The organism is Rheinheimera sp. D18 (assembly GCF_004345025.1).
Lineage (GTDB): Bacteria > Pseudomonadota > Gammaproteobacteria > Enterobacterales > Alteromonadaceae > Alishewanella > Alishewanella metallidurans.
On record NZ_CP037745.1, the window covers coordinates 1379038 to 1398988 of the forward strand.

Genomic DNA, 19951 nt, shown 5'->3' on the forward strand with positions numbered 1-19951 from the left:
TTAGGAAATGCCGTTAGTTATTTTTCAAAGAAAAATGTTTGGCGTTTTTTGTTACGAAGGCCTATTTCATCTAAGGTGTTGGCGTCAAATAACCGACCATTGACCATAGTATGGCTTACCTTATCACTAACCCTAATATCAGTTAGTGGGTTGCCATCAATAACAATTAAATCGGCGAGTTTACCGGCCTCAAGGCTGCCTAGCTGATGGTCCATACCAAAGGTTTTTGCGGGGTTGATAGTGGCGGTTTTAAGCGCTTCTAGTGGGCTCATGCCACCTTGAGCAAACATCCATATTTCCCAATGCACACCTAAACCGTCACGCTGACCGTGGGCACCAATATTAGTTACTACGCCTAAGTCCGACAATTCCTTGGCTACTTTAGCGACCGAGAAATGATTGTAATGATTATCTGGCGCCTTAGGTCGGCGCATACTACGAGCGGCGAGCTGATCACGAGGTACTAGATTTTGTAACTTAGGGTGCTTCCACACTTCAGTTTTATCATACCAGTAGTTTTCGCCCCAAATACCGCCATAGGCGACAATTAATGTTGGCGTATACGCAGTTTTACTGGCTTGCCACAGCTGCTTTATATCATCATAAATTGCTGCTGCCGGTAATGAATGTTCAACGGTAGTGTGGCCATCAACAACCATGCTCAGGTTATGTTGCATTAATGAACCGCCTTCTGGCACCACCATCATATCCAGCTCACGCGCGGCTTGAATCACTTGTTGACGCTGGTTTCGTCGTGGCTGGTTATAGCTTTTTACACTAAATGCGCCAACTTTCTTTAAACGTTCTAAATGAAATTTAGCGTCATCTAGGCTATCAATATGCGAGGTATAACCGGCACCTTCGGCGCCATATAATATTGTGCCGGTAGAGAAAAGACGTGGTCCGGCAATAATGCCGGCCTTTTGCATTTCGCTAGCGGTAAATATTTCACGGCTATCATTAGACGGATCATGCGATGCGGTAACACCAAATGCTAACGCAACGTAGTTTTGCCAGTTTTGTTGTGGTATTAACTGGTTGCTACCTTGCGAGCCATGTGCGTGAGCATCAAAAAAGCCTGGCATAATGGTTTTGCCACTTATATCCATTACTTTTGCATTGCTTGGCACCACAACGTCGCCACGCTTTCCTACAGCTTTAATTTTATTGTTTTCTACTATGACTACACCATCTTGAATAACGTCGTCGCCATTCATGGTGATGACCTGACCGCCAACAAAAGCAACTACGCCATTTGGTATATCGGCAGGCACACTAAAGCCTAAATTAACGCCATTTTTTACGGTAAAATCGGTTTTGTCAGTAAAGTCGAATAAGCCTTCAATACTAGTATGGTATAGCTCAGGGCCAAGGCTCCAGTATAGATTGCGACTATTGCTGCTCCAGCTAAGATATTCACCAGCGCGCACTGACAGTTGTTTAACCGGAAATTGCTTATCGTTACCGCTAATATCAATGGCGCTGCCACGCTCAGTAAAAGGCGTAACAAACACTTTAAACCGATCGGCAAAGGCTAAATATTTGCCATCAGGTGATAGTTTAAATTCAGTACCAAATTTGGCGGTGTATAAAGTTTGTTGTGTTAGCTTGGTAAGGTCAATGCGAATTAAACTCGGTGCTGAGCCGTAATTCATGGCATAAACGGCATTGCTTTGCGCACCAAACATTGGGTTATAGCCATTACGGCTAATCAGCTCTGGTGTACCACCATTACTACTGATTTTATATAAACCGGTATTTAACGACCATTGTTTTGCTAATAAACCACCTGGCCCGGTTTTACGATAAACCACGGTTTTTCCATCAGGGCTAAATACCGGCTCAACGTATTTGCCTGGCTCGCTGGTTAGCTTAGTGATGCGGCCATTGCGTAAGTTAAGTAGATTTACCGCACCTTGTTCATTGTCATTCCAACTAACGAAAACCAATTGTTTGCCATCGCGCGAAAACTGCGGATAAAACTCAAAAGCGTTACTTTGTTTGGTTAAGCGTCTAGGTTTAGGATTGTCGATATCGGTAATATATAACTGGCCTAGTGCGCTAAACACCGCTTGTTTGCCATCGGGCGACACCTGAACAAAGCGCAGCATTTTGCTATCAACTTGGGTTTTATCTAGGTCTTGCTTAACGCGTACCGCTGTTTGAATTTGCTTATCAGTATTAACGCTAAACGGAATGGTCGTAACCTTTTTATCCGCTAGTTTTAGCTGCTTAATTTCGCCGCCAGCCCAAAATAATAAGGCCTTATTGTCTTTGGTCCAGCTTAGGCTAGGGTACACACCATGAATAGCCCAGGTTTCTTGCATGTCACGGTCTAAACCGTCATACAGCTTAATATGTTCGCCATTGGTTAAGTCATATAAAAACAGTGTGCTTTGAAAATCTACCCGACGAATATAAGCGAGGTATTTACCATCGGGTGAGGGAGTTGGGCGAATTGCACCACCTTCGCCATCTAGTATTACATCCCACTTTCCGGTTTCACGCTCAAAACGTTTTATTTTATAAATACCGCTTTCTGAGTCTTTGCTGTAATGAAAGGTTTTACCCGGTGTGTCGTCTTGTGAAAAGTAAACATATTTACCATCTGGCGAAAACGCTGGTTCGCCTAAATCTTTCTGATCATTATCTCGACTGGTAAGCATAATGCCTGTGCCACCGGTTTTGTGATATTGCCAAATTTCGCCGGCACCGAGTGAACGACTCGCAGTAAAGTGCTTACGCGCGACCAAAAACTCACCATCTGGGCTCCAAGCTGGGCTATTTAATAAACGAAAGGTTTCGTTAGTGACAGCTCGAGGCGATGAACCATCAGCATTCATTAGCCAAATGTTATCGCCATCACCTTCATCATTGGTATAGGCAATGTGTTTGCCATCAGGGCTAAAGGTCGGCTGCATTTGCCAACCAATATCCGAGGTTAACCGTGTTGCGCTACCGCCGGTAATTGGCATGGTATAAATATCACCTAATAGATCAAAGGCAATGGTTTTGCCATCAGGGCTAACGGCAATATTCATCCAACTACCTTGAGATACGTTGATGTTTACCGTTTCAAATTGCCCTTGGGGCGCATTAACATCCCAAGCTGGTGCTTTATCTGTTTCTGCGTGTAGAAAAAAACTGCTAATAGCCAATGCCAGCAGTGACGGCGCAAATGGTTTCATAGATCTATTCCCGTATGTTCTAATATTATTTTAGTTATCATTTATATGCAGCTAACTCAGAGTGACATAAACTGACAACAGAGTTAAGTTATTCAAAGCGGCTTGCGTTAGAAGCATAGTAATAGTCGATAAGTTTAGGAGAGCGCTGTGATTGAGTCACCTTGTGTCGCTTGTTGTCGGCTTAACAGCGATAAATTTTGTGTCGGCTGTTATCGGCATATTACGGAAATCGTCGGCTGGGGTAGGCGGCCTGATGACGAAAACCTACTGATTTTAGAAAAAATTATTGAGAGAAAACAAGACCCTATGTTACAAAATATACCTGATGCGAAAACCAGCCCAATTACGCAAGCTGAATGGCAAGCCGCTAAATTGCAAATCAGTTTATTAAAAGGATAGTGTATGTTGGACTGGCAGTTAATTTTTAGTATTCATCCTTTTAGTTGGACGGCTCTTGGTGCAGCATTAGTCAGTGGTTTTATTATCGGAATTGAGCGGCAACTGCGCGGTAAACCGGCCGGCATTCGTACCTCTATTCTTATTGTTATGGGCACTTATGTGTTTATTGCTGCTTCTATGTCTATTAACAGTGAGATGACTGATCCGTCACGTATTATTGGTCAGGTTATAACCGGCGTTGGCTTTTTAGGCGCAGGGGTAATGTTAGCCAGAGACGGCATGGTGCTTGGTGTAACATCGGCAGCAACAATATGGGTGCTGGCCGCGATAGGCGTAAGTATTGGTATTGGTTTTGAGCTAGTGGGAATAAAACTCTCGATATTGGTGGTAGGTGTACTTACGGGCATTGATTTACTAGAGAATTCTTCATCAGCACTGCGTCGTGGTGTACATCGCACCTATAGTGAATGGCTAAACGGCAGCTATGGAGGTTTATTTAACCGGCGCAAGAGTGACAAGCCGAAACCTCAGGATATTGATGATCCACATTAACTCAGCAGCAACGGTATTAGGTTAGTATATTGAATTGATATAAAAGGGAACGGTAATAAATGCTTGAAGCGGTCTGGATAGGTTTTGCTTTTTCTCTTGGTTTATTGGTCCGAGCTATAGGTTTACCGCCACTAATCGGTTATTTGATAGCAGGCTTTGTCATATCGGCTACTTCTGCCGATTTAAATTACCCGTCTGAGGGTAACGACATTATTCATCACGTTGCGCATTTAGGTGTGTTGCTACTGCTATTTACTGTGGGTTTAAAGCTTAATGTCCGCAGTTTAGGTAAGTCTGAAGTGCTGGGTACTAGCATGCTGCATTTCGGGTTATCAATAGTTTTAACTTTACCCGCAGCACTGTTTATTTTTGATGTTAGCCTATATCAGGCATTATTACTGGCGGTAGCCTTAGCGTTCTCTAGCACGGTGTTAGCAGCCAAAGTGTTGGAAGGTAAACGAGAAATACGCGCCTTTCATGGCCGAGTTGCCATCGGCATTTTAATTATGCAAGATTTACTAGCATTATTAGTAATGAGCATTGCTAACGGCACTGCGCCTTCACCTTGGGCGTTACTGGTGTTTTTATTACCTTTGCTGCGGCCAGTATTATATAAATTGCTTGATGTTAGCGGCCATGAAGATTTACTTATTTTGTTTGGTTTAATGCTGGCATTAGTGGTCGGCGGCCAAGGCTTTGAAATGGTTGGTTTAAGCTCTGAGCTTGGTGCTTTGGTGTTTGGCGCAATATTGGCAAAACATCCCCGTGCAGGCGAGCTAGCGAAATCATTATGGAGTATTAAAGAGTTTTTCTTAGTTGGTTTTTTTCTACAAATTGGTATTGATGGTTTACCCGATGCCAATGCATGGCTATTTGCCGGTGTTATGTCGCTATTGTTACCGATAAAAGCACTACTGTTTTTCTTGTTATTGGTGTTTTTTAAACTTCGGGCACGTAGTGCATTTTTAGCCAGTTTAAGCCTAACTAATTACAGTGAGTTTGGTCTTATTGTTGCTAGCGTGGTGTTGCCGCAGTGGCTAATTCCGTTGGCGTTAACGGTTGCTATCTCTTTTGTTATTTCAGCGCCACTAAACCGCTTTGCCCATCCGTTATATGACCGGTTATGTAATAGGTTATTAAAGTTCGAACGCAATATTCATCACCCTGATGAGCAACCTATATCTCTAGGCGAAGCAGAAATACTCATTATGGGCATGGGCCGTACGGGTAATGCGGCTTATCATTATCTTGAAGATAAGCGTAATATTATTGCTATGGATTCAGATCCAGCTAAAGTGCTGGAACATAAAAGTAAGGGTATTAATATATTTTATGCTGACGCAGAAGATCAGATATTTTGGCAGGGCTTAAACTTTGGTGCCGTTGAAGCGGTAATTTTAAGTATGAACGATGTTGAAGCTAAAATGATTGCTGCGAAAAAGCTGCGCAAAGCCGGTTTTAAAGGCTTTATTGTGTCGCACAGTATGCACGATGATGAAGCCAGAGACATTATTGCCGCTGGTGCTGATCAAACCTACCTTACAATGTCAGAAGCCGGCGTAGGTATTGCCGAACACGTAAAACAACATTGTTTTAATAAAAGTGCATAATTAGTAATGAAGCAGAAACAAACAAGGCGCCATTAGGCGCCTTGTTTTAAATATTCAGTATATTAGCTTGCACTACGCTCTTTGATGGCAGCGATAATAGGTGAAGAGCTAAAACCATTGCTGGTGGCCCATTCAATGTCACCTGATGCAGCAACTTGGCTACCAGGTAATTGGCTGATAATAAAACCTGCAGCGTCTGCAGCATTATGCTTAATAGCATGACGAACTAATGGTAAACCATCACAAACGATACCGTCATACACGTTACGTAAACGTAAGCGGTTATCCGCTAAGGTTTTACGCAGGTTATTTTTGCTATCAGCAGCTACATATGAGCAAATAGACTGAGCCAGCTGTTCATCAGCAGCAACTGGAGTGCTGATAAAAGACGTTGCGGCAATAATAGTGGCTAAAGAAAGTAATTTTGCGTTCATAGTCGTGCTCCAAAATGAGTTATTTCACAATCAATAATTAAGTAAGTTCAATTATTTAAAGTGCTTATCGCGAAAGGACATGCAGGATGTCGAGTAACTCTGGCGGAGCAGAATAAACATCGCATTTGCGACGGCAGCCCAGCTATCGTAGATGCCATACTATGGCAACCCTTAGACCTGAAGCTTTGCGTGTACACCCTTTCGGATGACTTGCCTTTCGATTGTTAACATTTTAAATAGTGCCGGTTTTTTATGCAAGCTTAATTTTATTAATAAGCGGTTAATACCTAAAAAGCGAAGATAGTTTACATTTAGTCGTTATAAATACTTTATTTAACGCTACAATTAACCGCAACGTAGCATTTAGATAGTAAATACACTATTTGTTATCGCTAAATTTGGAGTAATTATGATTGTTACCTTTAAAACTAAAGCCAGCGGTAATTTAATTTATTTTAAAGATGTGGCTATTAAGCTACTAGCGTTAATGGGAAGAGATGACAAAGTACCTTCTGCGCTGTTTGCTGAGGATGTAGCTGCGGCTCTGGCTAAACTACAACACGGGCTAGCCGAGATAGCACGAGAAGAACAAGAAAAAGTAAAACAAAATGAAAATTTGGCGGAACAGCGGGTATCCTCGGCTACAACAAAAGCCTACATTAGTTTAAATGTGCGCGCTGAACCCTTGCTTGAGATGCTACAAAAGGCCGTAAAAAAACAGTGTCCAGTACAATGGGAGTAAAAGTTAAACGGGTAACGCTACATTAGTGCTACCCGTTTTTATTAAGATAAACTTATAGAGTTAAGGCTTTTTTACCCACTTGCCATCAAGTAAAATAAAGTGTCCAGAGTTAGTGCGTTCTATCGCTTTTTTACCGGCCATGGCTTCTACATCGGCTACGGCAATATTATTTTGCTGAGCTAGGCGGCTATATTCAGCGCGTCTTGCATCGTTAATTAATTTAACGATGTCGTTGGCATCCGCATTCGATGTCACTGCACCTAGGTAGCCGTTAGCTTGTTCACCAACTAAACCTTGAGCTTTCGCTTGCCCCAACGTTGCCATAGCCTGCTGCAAATTCATGGCTAGCACCGGCAAGCTAAGTGCAAACAGGGCCGGTAACAACAGCATTTTTACTTTAGTCATTAATTTCATCTTGGGCTCCTTAGAATAAACCGCTGTCGTCGCTGAACAATTCATCTAATTGTTTATCGACTTTAATAAAAATTTCGTGCTGAATTTTAACATTCAAATTAATGTTAATCGGCTCGGATGGCAGCGCTACTTGCACCTTAGGTGTGCAGGCGCCAAGTAGCAGTACCAGCATGGCTGAGGCTGTTAATTGTTGGATCATGGTTTAGCTCCATTAGCGCGGTTTGCGCTTGATTGTTGTATGCGTTGCTGTACCCGTTGCTTAATTTTGTCGCTGATTTTGCTACTTAATTGCAAACTGGTGATCAATGCGGGTATATCTTCCTCTAAATTTATATTGAGGTTTATCGCTCTACCACCTTCCAACGCAGGGTTACTGCCTTGCAAGTTAAGCGTTAATATAAGTTGGCCTTGATTGCTATAGCTTACATCACTGGCCAGCACTGAGTAATGAAAATCGTTTAATGCATCTAATACTACCTTCATGCCTGAATTACCTGCCGCCATGTTTTCTGCGCCAGTAGGGCGGTATTGTAGTTCTCCACCTGGGCTTTCTGCGGCAATATGACCATTTTTTATGGTTGCGCCACTGCGATTAATAAGTAAGGGAACAGTACCTGAGATACGGCCATTACCGGTTAAATCGGTAGTGGGGTGTTGTTGCAGTAACTGAGCTAGGTTTATCTGGCTTAACTGCAATATCACTTCTTGTTGCTCTTTCGTTAGGTCAAGAGTTACTGGCTGCACCGTTATTTGGCCGCCCATGGCCTGTAATAGCAGCTGAGTAACGGTCATTTTACCGGCGACGGGGGCACTTGCTAAGGCATGATATTGAGCCGCTAATTTTAATGGGCCAACGACTACCCCGTGATCTATTTCTTTTAACGTCGTGTTTTCGGTAGTAAGCGTGATTTCATTGGCATCGTAGTTTAGATTAAGCTCGGCTGATAAGTCTTTAAATAGGCTGCGATCATAAATACCACTTATACCGGATAAATTAAGGTTAGCTTGGGCCTTTAAAGAGTCGGTATAGTGAAGACTGCCGCTAGCATTCATTCGCCCTCGGCTAAACTCTAATAACGCTGGCCAACTGGTAAAAGAGGCCATTAATGGGTTACCCGCCAATAAGAACATCTCATCAAGCTGCCAGTTAAGTTCTAACTGCTTATTTTGATACTCTAGTTGATGATTAATACCTAAGTTAGCATGGTTGCTAAGTGCACCTTTAACCATTAGTTCATGTTGGGATGCAGTAGTAAGGTCTAATTTACCGCTAATATCCGCTTGCCACTGCCAGCTTTGTGTTAATAACTCTGTCTGCTTAATACTGCCTAATGTCAGCGCGATCTGGCTTTTAAAATCGATACGGTGAAATTGACTATCACCATTGAATTTGCTTGGTGATATATCTAACTGGATTGTTTTAGCACTGATATCGTTGACACTCAGGTGTTGTAAATTGAGCTGAGCAGTTTTTATATCAAGTTGCCAGCTATCGTCTAACCAATTGGCAGTAAACTGACTGTGTAAGCTGAGTTGTTCCAGCCTAGTTTGTGGTGTAGGGGTAAATGTTTGCTGCTGCAGCGCTAGCTCACTGTGTTGCAGCGTTGCACTTAGCGGCGGTATAAGGTTAATTATTGCAGCACTATTAAACGAAAGATTAGTGGCGCCTTGTGAGCTAATACTCACCTGTACTGGCAACGCCGTGAATTGTGGCTTAGTTTTACCATCGGCATAAAGCCTAATATTAACAATGTCAGCTTGTATACCTTTTTGTTGCAAGGCATCAGGCAGTATTGGCTGCAGCAGTGCAAGCTCGCTGTTTAATTTATAAAGGCTTAGTTCACCATCACTTAACCCTATTTCTAGTTGCAGCTGACCTTGTAATTGACCAATGCCTGGCACTGACAGCGGTGAGGGTAAATGAAGGGTTAGTTGTCCGTTACCACTAGCTTGTTGGCTAATACTGATTAAATCGAGTTGCTTAGGTAAATCAAACTGCCAATCACTGTTGAGTGTTACCGGAGCAGTAAATTGTGCAACGGCATCCGCGGGTAATTCGAGTTGCCAAGCGCTAATTTGTTGTAATAACCATGGAGATGGCGGGGCTATTTGCAGCTTTATATTGCCGCTTGCATGCAACAGATCGGGTTGTTTAGCAACTTGTTGGCTCAAGGTTTGTGCTAAATTTAGGCTAATACTATCATCAAACGTTAATTGGCTATTAAGTAAGGGTAGGCCTTGTACGGTTTGGTAATCACCTTGCAGGTTTAACCTTACTATGTCCGCACTGGCAGCATCATAACCATACAGCTGATAACGTAAATGTTGCTCTGCTATTTGTAGCTGCGCAGCTAATAGATAATCGCACTGTCCTGCTGGGCAAGGTAGGCTGAGCATCAGTTGCTTTATATCTATTTGCTTCGGGAACTGAGTTGGTATTTGCCAGTTGCTTGGCAAGCTATAGTTTAGTTCTGCTAGTGGGTCTTTATCTGGTGCCGAGCGCGGCCACTGTGTAAGTATTACTTTGCCACTGCCAAGGCTAATCTGTTGCAGAGTAGGGCGAAATAACGACGGAAAATGCCAACGTATTACAAGATCATTAAGTTCAGCTTTTACTGCAGGTTGTTCTAGCTCAAAGCTTAAATGCTTAAGTTGCAGTTGATGTAGGCTAAGGGTTTTTATGCCAAATTGCAGGTTATGTATGGCTAAAGTCTGCAGTGTTTTTTGCCAATACCAGTAGCCTGCAGAAAAAAGCAGTACAACGAGTATTAACATTGTTAGCAGTACTTTAGGCCAGTGACGCATTGAATATCCTTAATTTACTTCAGCAGACACTACGCTGAACTGACTGAATAGCTTATGAATAATTGAGACCAATAGAAAGGGTAGCCTAAGCTACCCTATACAACAATAACTGCTGTTATTGCTTATTTACGAGCATTCGCTGAGGTATCACGCAGTGCGCGAAACTCATTGGTTTTGTTCCAATTTGGCCATTCGCGGCTATTTGCCAACTCATTACCCACTTGGTAGAACAGGAATAAATCTTGTTGTGCACCACGTAAATCCCAGTTGTCGTCCCACTCGTCGGTTACTTTGTGGTAGCAGCATTTATTGTATTCAGCACTTTGCGCTTTACCCCATTCGATACCTTTTTCAAAGTGATCGTTGCCGCCTTTAGCGTACAGTATAGGTACACCTTTTTTCGATAGGTTAAAATGGTCCGAACGATAGGCTGTGCCTGCCGCAGGGTTTGGCTCACGCACGGCATAACGGCCTTGTTGTTTAGTATATTTGATTAAAATATCCTCGGCATTATTATTACCAAGACCAACCACCACCATATCTTTCATTGGGCCATATACGTTCATCACGTCCATGTTAATGCCCACTACCGTTTTCTCTAATGGGAATACTGGGTTAGCGGCATACCACGCCGAGCCTAATAGGCCGCGCTCTTCTGCCGTTACCGCAACAAATACAACTGAACGTTCTGGTTGTTTTTGTTGGGTAAAGTACTCTGCGAGTGCTAATAAGCCGCCCGTACCAGAGGCGTTATCTTGTGCGCCGTTAAATACTTTGTTACTTGGGTTGGAAAAATCCATACCTAGATGATCCCAGTGCGCCATATAAAGCACGTATTCATCAGGGTATTTGCTACCTTCGATATAACCCACTACGTTGCTTGAGGTAAGTTCACGTAGATTGTTTTTTACACTAATTGATGCAGTTGCATCTAAGGCCACGGCTTTGAAATCTTTTTCTAGTGCTTTTTTATGCATTGTTGCTAAGTCGGTACCGATATGTGCAAGTAGCTTTTCGGCTGACTCAGTGGTGATCCAACCTTCAACCTTGGCTAAATCGGCGTTTTTATTTTCATTAACCAAGTCAAATTTAATTGGCGAGCCGTGTGCAACCACACCCCAACCATAACTGGCGGCGTCGGTTTCATGAATAATTAATGCCATTGCCGCACCTTGACGTGCTGCTTCTTCATATTTATAGGTCCAGCGGCCGTAATAGGTCATGGCATCGCCATTAAATAATGCGGGATCTTTAGTCGCAAAGCCTGGATCGTTAACAAACATCACTACGGTTTTGCCTTTTACGTCTAAACCTTCGTAGTCGTTCCAATTGTATTCTGGCGCAACAATACCATAACCAACAAAGACCATTTCGCTATCGGTTACTTCAACTTGCTCGGTAACTTGCTTAGTCCAGGCGGTCATATCATCGCGGTAATTAAACTGCGCCGGCAAGTTTTTACCTTTTAACGTCATTGCTGATACTTGAGTCGGATCAATTTGCACTAAAGAAACAGGTTGTTTATAGCTGTCACCATTAATTGGCTTTAAGCCAATACGACGAAAGTTATCTTCTAAAAAAGCGACAGTTAGCTCTTCGCCTTTAGTTGCTGGCGCGCGGCCTTGAAACTCGTCAGATGATAAGGTTTTAATATATTCACCTAACCGCGGGTTAACCTCGGTTATTTTAAATTCATTTTGCAATTCAACCGCAGGCTTGACTTGAGCCGTTGTTGTATCTGCTGGTTGCTTTGAGCAGGCACTAAGTAGCGCACCTGCCGCCAGTAAACTGGCAAGCGTGGTAAACCTGGAAAGGGTTGTCATGGTTACTCCGTAGTTTTTATCGTTATATGTTTAGCTATTTAGTGCCGCTGTCACGGCAGCTGGTGTAAAAACACTTTATCTTAACGCAACTCTGTAGCCTCAACCAGTAAACTGGTCGATAAAGCTCGACGATTAGTCTTTATAGCCCCATGGCAACGGCGGTAATGCCACCGGTTTTGTTAAATCAAAATCAACTCGAAATTCTCGTCCTTCACGAATTAAGCGATAGCTAAAAGTGGTAGGATAAATATACATTTGCCAAATGTTGCTGTTAGATTGTGGCATGCCTAAGCGAGTAAACAACTCTTTAGAGTACTGATCTGCGGGGAAGCTTTGCACCGTTGGCCAACCGGCATCTAAAGTATGGCCGCCATACATGGTTGACTCATCATAGCTACCGTCTTTCATCCGGTGATCATGCTTTAAACTTAAGCCTGAACCAGTTTTAGTAATAATCCAGGTGCGAGAGTGATCGTTGCCAACATGAAACGGGATCTGCAGTTGGTTGTCAGTACAATTACGCACATGCATAATTAATGCACCGTCAAAACCTCCGCTTGCCGGATTATCCATTACAACTTTACCAGCATAAGCTTTGCCGCAATGTGCGCGTAAATTATCAAAATAAGCATCATGGCTGACAATAGATACTAATGGCGCATTTTGTATGGTGTTAGCAAATATACTGGTCGAAAATATTAACGTTAAAGCGCCGGTAATCATGGACTGGTGCATTTATCTCTCCTTGTAATTTGGCCGGACTATAACCTTTGTACGTAATAGCTGCAAACTGGTGTTATTCTTAAGTTGTAGGTAACAGGAGCAAACACAAATGCAAAACGAACTTGATGGTAAATTTTTATTAACGGTATTTGGTAAAGTGGAACAACATGGTCAGCCAATAAAGAATGAGCTGGGTGCGGGGTTTACACTAGATGGTATGACGGTTAATTCAGGTTTTGACGGTTATGAGGTGTATTTTAATGATGGTAAAGTGCAATTAACACTGGGTTTTCATAATAAATGGCACAGTGATGCTAAGTCAGAGAAAGATATGGACGACTTTATTACGCAGTTGAAAAAAATTAATGAAAAGTACTAATTTTTTTCACATTGCTAAGGATTTGTTCAGTTACACGCGTTAAAATAGCGCCGAATTATAAGCGCTGGCAGTATACAGTAGTAAGCTAACCTATAACTTTGTAATTTAGACGGCTGTAAGGCTATTGTCTGGATTGAAAAAACAAGGTAAGGTAATGCCCGTCAATCATATTAGATAGACCAGAAGAGGTGCGTTAGCCAGGTAACTCGGGACAGATGTCTATACATCGTAGCCCGAGTGAGGGGGCGTAACGCCGAAAAAAACACCAGTATAGAACAGTGTTTTTTGGCCGTATCGGTTGAATCCGTGCGACTGTCACCTGAATTTCGGTGGAGAGCTTCTGGCCTTTGTTAATTATAGAAGCGGTCTGTTTTTTTCGTTTTGCTATTAGCAAATGCCATGCTCTGCTTATTATGTTTTATAAGGAGAGATCCCTTTTGTCCAAGCTTATAGTTGCAAAATTCGGCGGCAGTAGTGTTGCTGATTTCGACGCCATGTCTCGTTGTGCTGATATCATTTTAGCCGAACCCAATATCCGTTTAATCGTAGTGAGTGCCAGTGCTGGCGTTACTAACTTACTGGTTGCCATTACCAAGCACTGTGACATTAGCGAACGTTACGTTTGCTATCAAGGTATTGAGGCTATCACGCTCTCGGTAATTAACCAGTTGCAGCAGCCAGAGTGCGTAGCCGCAGAAATTAAACATTTACTACTCGCCCTTAAGCATTTAATTGAAAATGGAGGAGTGGTATATGGCGCAGCACAAAAAGATGAAATTCAGTCATTTGGCGAGCGCTTAAGCTCGGTATTATTTGCGCAAGTACTGCGTGAGCGTGGCGTTGCCGGTTTGTGTTTTGATATCAGACAAATAATGCGCACTGACAGTCGTTTTGGTAAAGCCGAACCGCAAGTGGCCAATATTAGTGCACTATGTGGCCAGCATTTGCAGCCGTTACTGCATGATAATATTGTTGTTACCCAAGGTTTTATTGGTGCTGATGAGCTAGGGCAAACCACTACCTTAGGCCGTGGCGGCTCTGACTATAGCGCAGCACTATTAGGCGAGGCATTATCAGCATCTACAGTACAAATTTGGACTGACGTAGTAGGTATATTTACAACCGATCCGCGCCTAACTGAGCAAGCACGTTGTATTAAAGAAATTAGTTTTGATGAAGCGGCTGAAATGGCTACCTTTGGCGCTAAAGTGTTGCACCCGGCTACGTTAATACCGGCTATGCGGCGCAATATTGCTGTTTTTGTCGGCTCTAGCCGAGAACCACATGCTGGTGGTACATGGATTGCCAAAGAAGTAAAAGATCGCCCGCCGTATCGCGCTATTGCGCTGCGTAAATCGCAAACCTTAATTACCGTTAAAAGCCCCGCCATGCTGCATGCTGCTGGTTTTTTAACACGGGTTTTTGATACCTTAAGTCGGCATCAAATTTCGGTAGATTTAGTAACCACCTCTGAGATTAGTGTGGCGTTAACACTTGATGAAAATGGCATGTCCACGGCGTTTAGTGCATCTGTTGAACCTGCATTAACCGAGCTTAAAACCTTTTGCGACGTTAGTGTCGAGCAAGGGTTAAGTTTGATTGCCGTTATTGGTAACCATTTGCATGGCAGCAAGGGGATCCCTGGCGATTTATTTAATACTTTGGAGCGGGTTAATATGCGTTTGATTTGCCATGGCGCATCTAAACATAACCTGTGCTTTTTAGTGCAAGACGCTGATGCGGCAAATGTTGTAAAGCAACTGCATCAACGCTTATTTACTGCAGGCTGACATAAGCACTGCAGTAAATGCAGTTAGTATTATTCGTAAGGGAGCGGGTCAGTGGCGTGATTTAACGTAAATGCCTCTAAACGCTCCTGACATGAACCACACTTACCACAAGCTTTTTCACGGCCATTGTAACAAGTCCAAGTTTTACTGTAGTCCAGTCCCATAGCGATACCATCGGCTAAAATATCAATTTTGGTGTGGCTTAAATAGGGGCTAACAATGTCTACCGCTTCATAGTTGGCTATCTGACACACATCATGCATTTTCTGTACGAATTCTGGGCGGCAATCAGGATAAATAAAATGATCACCAGAGTGCGCACCATAGTATACCTGTGATGCACCAATCGACACGGCGTAGGCCACAGCCAAAGATAGCAAGATCATATTACGGTTAGGCACTATGGTTGATTTCATGTTGTCAGCAGCGTAATGGCCTTCAGGAATATCAATATTGTCTGTTAGTGATGAGCCAGCAAGTAGCTGATTAATAGCTGAAATATCTACTATTTTATGATTGATGCCTAATTCAGCACAAACCTGTGCGGCACACTGCAACTCTTTAACATGGCGCTGACCGTAATTAAACGACAATGCATAAACATCGTGACCGGCCTGAATAGCTTTATGTAAAACTGTGAATGAATCCATTCCTCCGGAGTAAATCACGACAACTTTGTTCGGCATAGCGGGCTCTCTCTTGTATAATACAACCAAATGTTTTGCGGATTACCCCGACAATACTGTCGGGGCGCGCATTGTACAGTAGTTCAGCTGTAGGCTAAAGGGCTAAGCATAGAGTGTATAAAGTTAACGAAGTTTTTGAAACCATTCAGGGCGAAGGCAGTTTTACTGGTGCGGCGTCTATTTTTATTCGCTTACAAGGTTGCCCAGTAGGCTGTAGCTGGTGTGATACCAAGCATACTTGGCCGGTTAGCGCGCAAATGCAACAACCGCTAGGCGATATTATAATAAAAACTGCGGAAACCGAGCACTGGGCCGCGGTGTCGGCTGCGCAATTAGTTACGTTATTTAGCCAGCAAGGCTATCAAGCTAAGCATGTGGTTATTACCGGTGGCGAACCTTGCATGTACGATTTAACCCCGCTGTGTGAATTATTATATAGCAAGGGTTACAGCACGCAAATTGAAACTAGCGGCACCTATGAGATAAAAGCACCAGAACAAACCTGGGTAACTGTGTCGCCTAAGGTGAATATGGCCGGTGGTTATAAGGTGCTGCAAAGTGCGCTGGATCGAGCTAATGAAATTAAACACCCGGTTGCAATGGAAAAACATATAGATGAGCTGTTGCAATTATTGCAACAAACCGATTGTGCAGGTAAGCTAATTTACTTACAACCGATTAGCCAACAACGCCGTGCCACAGAACTAGCGATAGCCATGTGTAAAAAATATAATTGGCGTTTAAGCGTACAGGTACACAAATATTTAGGGATTAGCTAAATGCAAACGGTAGCCGATTTTTTTCAGCTGTATGCCAAGATATACGTTAATTGTGAACTTGACAGCTTTAGTCAATTTATTTCGTTACCCAGCATGCTGTTGGTAGGCGATACGAAAATACTGTTTACTGACATAGATAATCTGCACCGTTATATTCTGGCAAGAATTGAAAAATACCGTAGCCTAGGTGTAGTGCATGCCGATTTTGTATTGCAGCATCAGCTTCGCTTATCAGAGCAAATGCAATTTGCCAGTTTGTATTGGCGTTTTTATAATGCTGAAAACAAAATTATCTTCAGCTGCCACACCTCTTACACATTACAGCGCTATAGCGAAAAGTGGCAGATAGTGGCAATTATTTTAGATGATGAAGACGCTAACTTTGTAAAATAGCGGGCTAGGCATAGTTGGCAAGCCACGCTTGCAAGCTATTTAGACACGGAGTGGGGGTCTGCTCTAGTGCTAGCTGCTGTTTTAGTGCAGGTTTCATCGGTAACAACTCCAAATAGCGAGACGCCAGCCACGCTGCATCACGGTATTTAGGCTCTGGATATAATGCCATTAGCTCTGGATGCTGTTGCAGTAGCTTTTCCAATTGCTTAATCAGCGGATGATATTCCTTGGCAATATCATGCTTAGGCCAAGTTGTTAGAGCTTGCGTATCGGCAACATTTAACCCGTCTGGCTCTTGCCAACGGTTTGTTATTAGTACTTTTTCTACGCCAATTACCGTAACGCCTAGCAAGCCATCATCTAATTGCTCAAAATCGTCAATACGCACAGCAGTAGCCAATGACAAAATTCGTTCAGGGTGCTGCTGAGCAACGTAGGGGTTAATTTGCGCGATAGCAAAATTACGCTTACCCGAACTTGCCTCGCATATTAAACGCACATAACGGCGTTCAAATACCCTTAAACGCATACGACCTTCAGGTAATATAAAACTATTCAGCGGAAATAAAGCGAGTTCATTCATATTGCTACAGATTAAATTGTATAGTTACTCCTTATACGTCGCTTAGTTAATAGTGGTTTGCCCAAACAGAGGATTTATGACAACAGAGTTTTGGATGTATGTATTAACCGGCCTTAGCAGCGTTAGCCTAATTTTGCTGTTGATAATACTAGTGCGTAAAGCGCCCGGCACTGGCCTTAGTGAGCAGTTAGCGCAACATAAGCTAGAGTTGGTGCAACAACAGGGGCAGTTTCAACAGCAGTTATCTGAGCAGCTGCACATGCAACGCCAGCAGCTATTGCAACAGCAACAAGAGCATTTACTGCAGGTACTACAAAAAATATCGGATACCCAGCAAGCAGCGCGATTTGAGCTTAGTAAGAATTTACAGCAACAAGCCATAATGTTAGCCGAGCAAGTAAAACAGTTAACTCAAAGTATCGATCAACGTTTAAAGGATATCGCCGGACAGGTAGAGAAACGTCTAAGTGATGGTTTTGAAAAAACCAATCAAACCTTTACTGATATTGTGAAACGACTCGCTCTGATTGATGATGCGCAGAAAAAAATAACCGAGTTATCTAATAACGTGGTTAGCTTGCAAGAAGTGCTCGCCGATAAACGCTCACGCGGAGCTTTTGGTGAGGTACAGCTAACCGCACTTATTCGCAATGTTTTGCCAGAGCAACACTTTTCATTACAACACACGCTAAGTAATGGTCGTATTGCTGACTGTATGTTGTTTTTACCCAAACCCAGCGGCGATATTGCGATAGATGCGAAGTTTCCGTTAGAAAGCTATAAAAAAATGACCGACTTACACAGCTCAGCAGAAGAGCGAAAGCAGGCTCAGCGGCAATTTAAAATTGATATTAAAAAGCATATTAATGATATTGCCGATAAATATATTATTGCCCATGAAACTGCAGATGGTGCCATTATGTTTTTACCTGCTGAAGCTATTTTCGCTGAGTTACATGCGTATCACCCTGATATTGTTGAAGAAGCTTATCGACGCAGAGTGTGGCTAACATCACCCACCACCTTAATGGCAGTGCTAACAACCGCTAGAAGTGTGTTAAAAGACGATGCAACACGTCGACAAATTCATTTAATACAAGAGCATTTAATTAAACTAGCCGATGATTTTTCCCGTTTTCGTGGCCGGTTCGATAATTTGGCCAAGCATATTGATCAGGCTGCCGTTGATGTAAAACAAATTCATACGTCAGCGGATAAAATTAGTAACCGTTTTAGCCAAATTGAAAAAGTAGAATGGCTCGACGATGCCGAGTAAGCTAACTATTTATTATTGGCGTGGATCGTCTTTTAATTTAGGAATTTTCAAGCCTAACTCTTGGCCACGATTACTAGCATAATAGGTACAGCCAATAAACATAGCGCAGGCTAGCACAAACTCTAACAATGCCAGCACCTGTTGCATGCCAGTGCTTACCCACGCGTTAGTTAAACTATGTAGAAAATAAATCATCACAATAAAATTGGCCCAAGCAATAGTGTAAGCATGGCCCTTAATTATGCCATACAGCGGCAACCATAATGGCAACCACAAGAGTGTAAGCAGTACATAAGCATTACCTAACTGCGGTGGTGCTAGTAATAAAATCCATAGTGGTTGCAATAACCACAAGCCCCAAAAGCCGATACGGCCCAGTAATAAATATCGTGCAGTCTGCGCAGATAACGGCGTACTACTGTGTTGCATGTTTAACACCTATGTTGTTTAAGTTGCTGACTTAACGTAGCTAAGCGTTTGCCAAATGCAATAGCAAGCCGTTGTTCTTCAACACTAAGTTTATTATCAGCATTATGACCACTAACGTGCGATGGGCCATAAGGCGTGCCGCCCGTTTTAGTTTGATGCAGTTCAGGTTCGCTATAGGGAATACCGGTTAGCAGCATACCATGGTGTAGCAAAGGCAAACTCATACTTAATAATGTGGTTTCATTGCCACCGTGCATGCTACCCGAAGACGTAAACACACCGGCTGGTTTATCTATTAACTCGCCTTTTAACCAAATGCTGGTGGTGTTATCCCAAAACGCTTTAGCGTCGGCCACCATATTACCAAAGCGTACTGGGCTGCCAAAAGCCAAACCGTCACAGCGTTGTAGTTCAGTTTGGCTAACAATAGCGTGACGGCTGGCATGCTGAGTGTCTAATGGTGGTATGCAGCGTACTAAAGCTTCAGCGCCAGCTTGTTGCACGCCAATAGCAATTTTATCTGCCAGTGCGGCTACCGCGCCGTGACGCGAATAATAAACAACTAGAACCGTTGCGCTCATGGCAGTAGCGTCAGTACATTGCTTGCCGGTCGGCCAATAACGGCTTTATTACCGCAGACGACAATAGGGCGCTCAATGAGTTTTGGCTGTGCAACCATGGCGGCAATCAATTGTGCGTCCGTTAGGCTGGTGTCGGCTAAACCTAATTGCTGATATTCGTCTTCTTTATTGCGTATTAGTTGCCGTGCGCTAATACCCAGTTTAGCTAAGATCTGCTGTAATTCTGCGGCAGAAGGTGGCGATTTAAGATACTCGATAATCTCAATCTGCTGGCTATGTTGTTGTAATAACTCAAGCGTCTCGCGGCTCTTTGAGCAGCGCGGGTTATGATAAATGGTAAACATAAAATATCCTGTATAAAGATG

21 protein-coding genes and 2 riboswitches are annotated in these 19951 nt (G+C 43.0%); of the genes, 9 read left to right on the forward strand and 12 right to left on the reverse strand.

Annotated features, from left to right (window positions below; genetic code table 11):
- Positions 1 to 17: 17 nt before the first annotated feature.
- Positions 18 to 3188 (reverse strand): amidohydrolase family protein, encoded by a 3171-nt coding sequence (locus E0Z06_RS06535; protein WP_132583021.1) that lies wholly within the window; start codon positions 3186 to 3188, stop codon positions 18 to 20.
- Between the two features lie 147 nt (positions 3189 to 3335).
- Between E0Z06_RS06535 and E0Z06_RS06540 the strand changes: the two genes are divergently transcribed.
- Genes E0Z06_RS06540 through E0Z06_RS06550 form a run of 3 tightly spaced genes read left to right on the forward strand, consistent with a single transcriptional unit; the run spans position 3336 to position 5749 of the window.
- Positions 3336 to 3587, forward strand: coding sequence for a DUF1289 domain-containing protein (locus E0Z06_RS06540; RefSeq protein ID WP_132583023.1), 252 nt, complete (start codon positions 3336 to 3338; stop codon positions 3585 to 3587).
- A 3-nt stretch (positions 3588 to 3590) separates the two neighbouring features.
- A complete protein-coding gene (locus E0Z06_RS06545; protein WP_132583025.1) occupies positions 3591 to 4139 on the forward strand; it encodes an MgtC/SapB family protein in 549 nt (182 codons plus the stop codon).
- Between the two features lie 59 nt (positions 4140 to 4198).
- On the forward strand, positions 4199 to 5749 hold the full coding sequence (locus E0Z06_RS06550; protein WP_132583027.1) for a cation:proton antiporter family protein: 1551 nt from the start codon (positions 4199 to 4201) through the stop codon (positions 5747 to 5749).
- A 62-nt stretch (positions 5750 to 5811) separates the two neighbouring features.
- Here E0Z06_RS06550 and E0Z06_RS06555 read toward each other — a convergent pair whose 3' ends face one another.
- Entirely contained in the window at positions 5812 to 6183 is a 372-nt protein-coding gene (locus E0Z06_RS06555) for a DUF3718 domain-containing protein (RefSeq protein WP_132583029.1), read from the reverse strand.
- Positions 6184 to 6312: 129 nt separating this feature from the next.
- Positions 6313 to 6408: riboswitch (cyclic di-GMP riboswitch) on the reverse strand.
- Between the two features lie 184 nt (positions 6409 to 6592).
- Here E0Z06_RS06555 and E0Z06_RS06560 point away from each other — a divergent pair.
- Positions 6593 to 6925, forward strand: coding sequence for a DUF1840 domain-containing protein (locus E0Z06_RS06560; protein WP_132583031.1), 333 nt, complete (start codon positions 6593 to 6595; stop codon positions 6923 to 6925).
- A gap of 60 nt (positions 6926 to 6985) precedes the next feature.
- On the opposite strand, the gene E0Z06_RS06565 is transcribed toward E0Z06_RS06560, so the two are convergent.
- From E0Z06_RS06565 to E0Z06_RS06585, 5 genes are all read right to left on the reverse strand, one after another.
- On the reverse strand, positions 6986 to 7339 hold the full coding sequence (locus E0Z06_RS06565; RefSeq protein ID WP_132583033.1) for a YdbL family protein: 354 nt from the start codon (positions 7337 to 7339) through the stop codon (positions 6986 to 6988).
- A gap of 10 nt (positions 7340 to 7349) precedes the next feature.
- Entirely contained in the window at positions 7350 to 7538 is a 189-nt protein-coding gene (locus E0Z06_RS06570; protein WP_132583035.1) for a YnbE family lipoprotein, read from the reverse strand.
- Positions 7535 to 10144 (reverse strand): YdbH domain-containing protein, encoded by a 2610-nt coding sequence (locus E0Z06_RS06575; protein WP_132583037.1) that lies wholly within the window; start codon positions 10142 to 10144, stop codon positions 7535 to 7537. Before E0Z06_RS06575 ends, E0Z06_RS06570 begins: the two co-directional genes overlap by 4 nt.
- A 122-nt stretch (positions 10145 to 10266) precedes the next feature.
- The gene (locus tag E0Z06_RS06580; RefSeq protein ID WP_132583039.1) at positions 10267 to 11967 is read right to left on the reverse strand and encodes a M28 family metallopeptidase; all 1701 of its coding nucleotides are present in this window, start codon (positions 11965 to 11967) and stop codon (positions 10267 to 10269) included.
- Between the two features lie 132 nt (positions 11968 to 12099).
- Complete coding sequence (locus E0Z06_RS06585; protein ID WP_132583041.1) at positions 12100 to 12702, reverse strand: hypothetical protein; 603 nt, start codon at positions 12700 to 12702, stop codon at positions 12100 to 12102.
- Positions 12703 to 12799: 97 nt separating this feature from the next.
- Between E0Z06_RS06585 and E0Z06_RS06590 the strand changes: the two genes are divergently transcribed.
- Both E0Z06_RS06590 and lysC read left to right on the forward strand, forming a co-directional pair.
- A complete protein-coding gene (locus E0Z06_RS06590; RefSeq protein WP_132583043.1) occupies positions 12800 to 13069 on the forward strand; it encodes a DUF3081 family protein in 270 nt (89 codons plus the stop codon).
- A 175-nt stretch (positions 13070 to 13244) separates the two neighbouring features.
- Positions 13245 to 13417, forward strand: a riboswitch (Lysine riboswitch).
- Positions 13418 to 13506: 89 nt separating this feature from the next.
- Positions 13507 to 14859, forward strand: coding sequence for a lysine-sensitive aspartokinase 3 (gene lysC, locus E0Z06_RS06595; RefSeq protein ID WP_132583045.1), 1353 nt, complete (start codon positions 13507 to 13509; stop codon positions 14857 to 14859).
- A 29-nt stretch (positions 14860 to 14888) separates the two neighbouring features.
- On the opposite strand, the gene queC is transcribed toward lysC, so the two are convergent.
- Positions 14889 to 15545: a 7-cyano-7-deazaguanine synthase QueC gene (gene queC, locus E0Z06_RS06600; RefSeq protein ID WP_132583047.1), complete on the reverse strand. Its 657-nt coding sequence runs from the start codon at positions 15543 to 15545 to the stop codon at positions 14889 to 14891.
- Between the two features lie 113 nt (positions 15546 to 15658).
- Between queC and queE the strand changes: the two genes are divergently transcribed.
- Together queE and E0Z06_RS06610 are read left to right on the forward strand one after the other, a co-directional pair.
- On the forward strand, positions 15659 to 16324 hold the full coding sequence (gene queE / locus E0Z06_RS06605; protein WP_132583049.1) for a 7-carboxy-7-deazaguanine synthase QueE: 666 nt from the start codon (positions 15659 to 15661) through the stop codon (positions 16322 to 16324).
- Positions 16325 to 16717 carry a hypothetical protein gene (locus tag E0Z06_RS06610; protein WP_132583051.1) on the forward strand — a complete coding sequence of 131 codons (393 nt, stop codon included), beginning with the start codon at positions 16325 to 16327 and terminating at the stop codon, positions 16715 to 16717. It begins immediately after the preceding gene.
- A gap of 4 nt (positions 16718 to 16721) precedes the next feature.
- Here E0Z06_RS06610 and E0Z06_RS06615 read toward each other — a convergent pair whose 3' ends face one another.
- Positions 16722 to 17300 carry an LON peptidase substrate-binding domain-containing protein gene (locus E0Z06_RS06615; protein WP_132583053.1) on the reverse strand — a complete coding sequence of 193 codons (579 nt, stop codon included), beginning with the start codon at positions 17298 to 17300 and terminating at the stop codon, positions 16722 to 16724.
- 76 nt (positions 17301 to 17376) lie between these two features.
- Between E0Z06_RS06615 and E0Z06_RS06620 the strand changes: the two genes are divergently transcribed.
- Positions 17377 to 18576 carry a DNA recombination protein RmuC gene (locus E0Z06_RS06620; protein WP_132583055.1) on the forward strand — a complete coding sequence of 400 codons (1200 nt, stop codon included), beginning with the start codon at positions 17377 to 17379 and terminating at the stop codon, positions 18574 to 18576.
- A gap of 12 nt (positions 18577 to 18588) precedes the next feature.
- Here the strand turns inward: E0Z06_RS06620 and E0Z06_RS06625 are convergent, their stop codons facing one another.
- Genes E0Z06_RS06625 through arsC form a run of 3 tightly spaced genes read right to left on the reverse strand, consistent with a single transcriptional unit; the run spans position 18589 to position 19930 of the window.
- The gene (locus tag E0Z06_RS06625) at positions 18589 to 19005 is read right to left on the reverse strand and encodes a DUF2069 domain-containing protein (protein ID WP_132583057.1); all 417 of its coding nucleotides are present in this window, start codon (positions 19003 to 19005) and stop codon (positions 18589 to 18591) included.
- Positions 19006 to 19007: 2 nt separating this feature from the next.
- Complete coding sequence (gene wrbA, locus E0Z06_RS06630; protein WP_132583059.1) at positions 19008 to 19586, reverse strand: NAD(P)H:quinone oxidoreductase; 579 nt, start codon at positions 19584 to 19586, stop codon at positions 19008 to 19010.
- Complete coding sequence (arsC, locus tag E0Z06_RS06635) at positions 19583 to 19930, reverse strand: arsenate reductase (glutaredoxin) (RefSeq protein ID WP_132583061.1); 348 nt, start codon at positions 19928 to 19930, stop codon at positions 19583 to 19585. Before arsC ends, wrbA begins: the two co-directional genes overlap by 4 nt.
- Positions 19931 to 19951 lie beyond the last annotated feature (21 nt).

Excerpts from the sequence above, each read along its gene's own strand:
- E0Z06_RS06585 (WP_132583041.1), bottom strand. The coding sequence starts at position 12,702 with ATGCACCAGTCCATGATTACCGGCGCTTTAACGTTAATATTTTCGACC.
- E0Z06_RS06550 (WP_132583027.1), top strand. The coding sequence starts at position 4,199 with ATGCTTGAAGCGGTCTGGATAGGTTTTGCTTTTTCTCTTGGTTTATTG.
- E0Z06_RS06590 (WP_132583043.1), top strand. The coding sequence starts at position 12,800 with ATGCAAAACGAACTTGATGGTAAATTTTTATTAACGGTATTTGGTAAA.
- E0Z06_RS06615 (WP_132583053.1), bottom strand. The coding sequence starts at position 17,300 with ATGAATGAACTCGCTTTATTTCCGCTGAATAGTTTTATATTACCTGAA.
- E0Z06_RS06625 (WP_132583057.1), bottom strand. The coding sequence starts at position 19,005 with ATGCAACACAGTAGTACGCCGTTATCTGCGCAGACTGCACGATATTTA.
- E0Z06_RS06555 (WP_132583029.1), bottom strand. The coding sequence starts at position 6,183 with ATGAACGCAAAATTACTTTCTTTAGCCACTATTATTGCCGCAACGTCT.
- E0Z06_RS06570 (WP_132583035.1), bottom strand. The coding sequence starts at position 7,538 with ATGATCCAACAATTAACAGCCTCAGCCATGCTGGTACTGCTACTTGGC.
- E0Z06_RS06575 (WP_132583037.1), bottom strand. The coding sequence starts at position 10,144 with ATGCGTCACTGGCCTAAAGTACTGCTAACAATGTTAATACTCGTTGTA.
- queC (WP_132583047.1), bottom strand. The coding sequence starts at position 15,545 with ATGCCGAACAAAGTTGTCGTGATTTACTCCGGAGGAATGGATTCATTC.
- E0Z06_RS06535 (WP_132583021.1), bottom strand. The coding sequence starts at position 3,188 with ATGAAACCATTTGCGCCGTCACTGCTGGCATTGGCTATTAGCAGTTTT.
- arsC (WP_132583061.1), bottom strand. The coding sequence starts at position 19,930 with ATGTTTACCATTTATCATAACCCGCGCTGCTCAAAGAGCCGCGAGACG.
- E0Z06_RS06545 (WP_132583025.1), top strand. The coding sequence starts at position 3,591 with ATGTTGGACTGGCAGTTAATTTTTAGTATTCATCCTTTTAGTTGGACG.
- wrbA (WP_132583059.1), bottom strand. The coding sequence starts at position 19,586 with ATGAGCGCAACGGTTCTAGTTGTTTATTATTCGCGTCACGGCGCGGTA.
- E0Z06_RS06620 (WP_132583055.1), top strand. The coding sequence starts at position 17,377 with ATGACAACAGAGTTTTGGATGTATGTATTAACCGGCCTTAGCAGCGTT.
- E0Z06_RS06580 (WP_132583039.1), bottom strand. The coding sequence starts at position 11,967 with ATGACAACCCTTTCCAGGTTTACCACGCTTGCCAGTTTACTGGCGGCA.
- E0Z06_RS06565 (WP_132583033.1), bottom strand. The coding sequence starts at position 7,339 with ATGAAATTAATGACTAAAGTAAAAATGCTGTTGTTACCGGCCCTGTTT.
- E0Z06_RS06560 (WP_132583031.1), top strand. The coding sequence starts at position 6,593 with ATGATTGTTACCTTTAAAACTAAAGCCAGCGGTAATTTAATTTATTTT.
- E0Z06_RS06610 (WP_132583051.1), top strand. The coding sequence starts at position 16,325 with ATGCAAACGGTAGCCGATTTTTTTCAGCTGTATGCCAAGATATACGTT.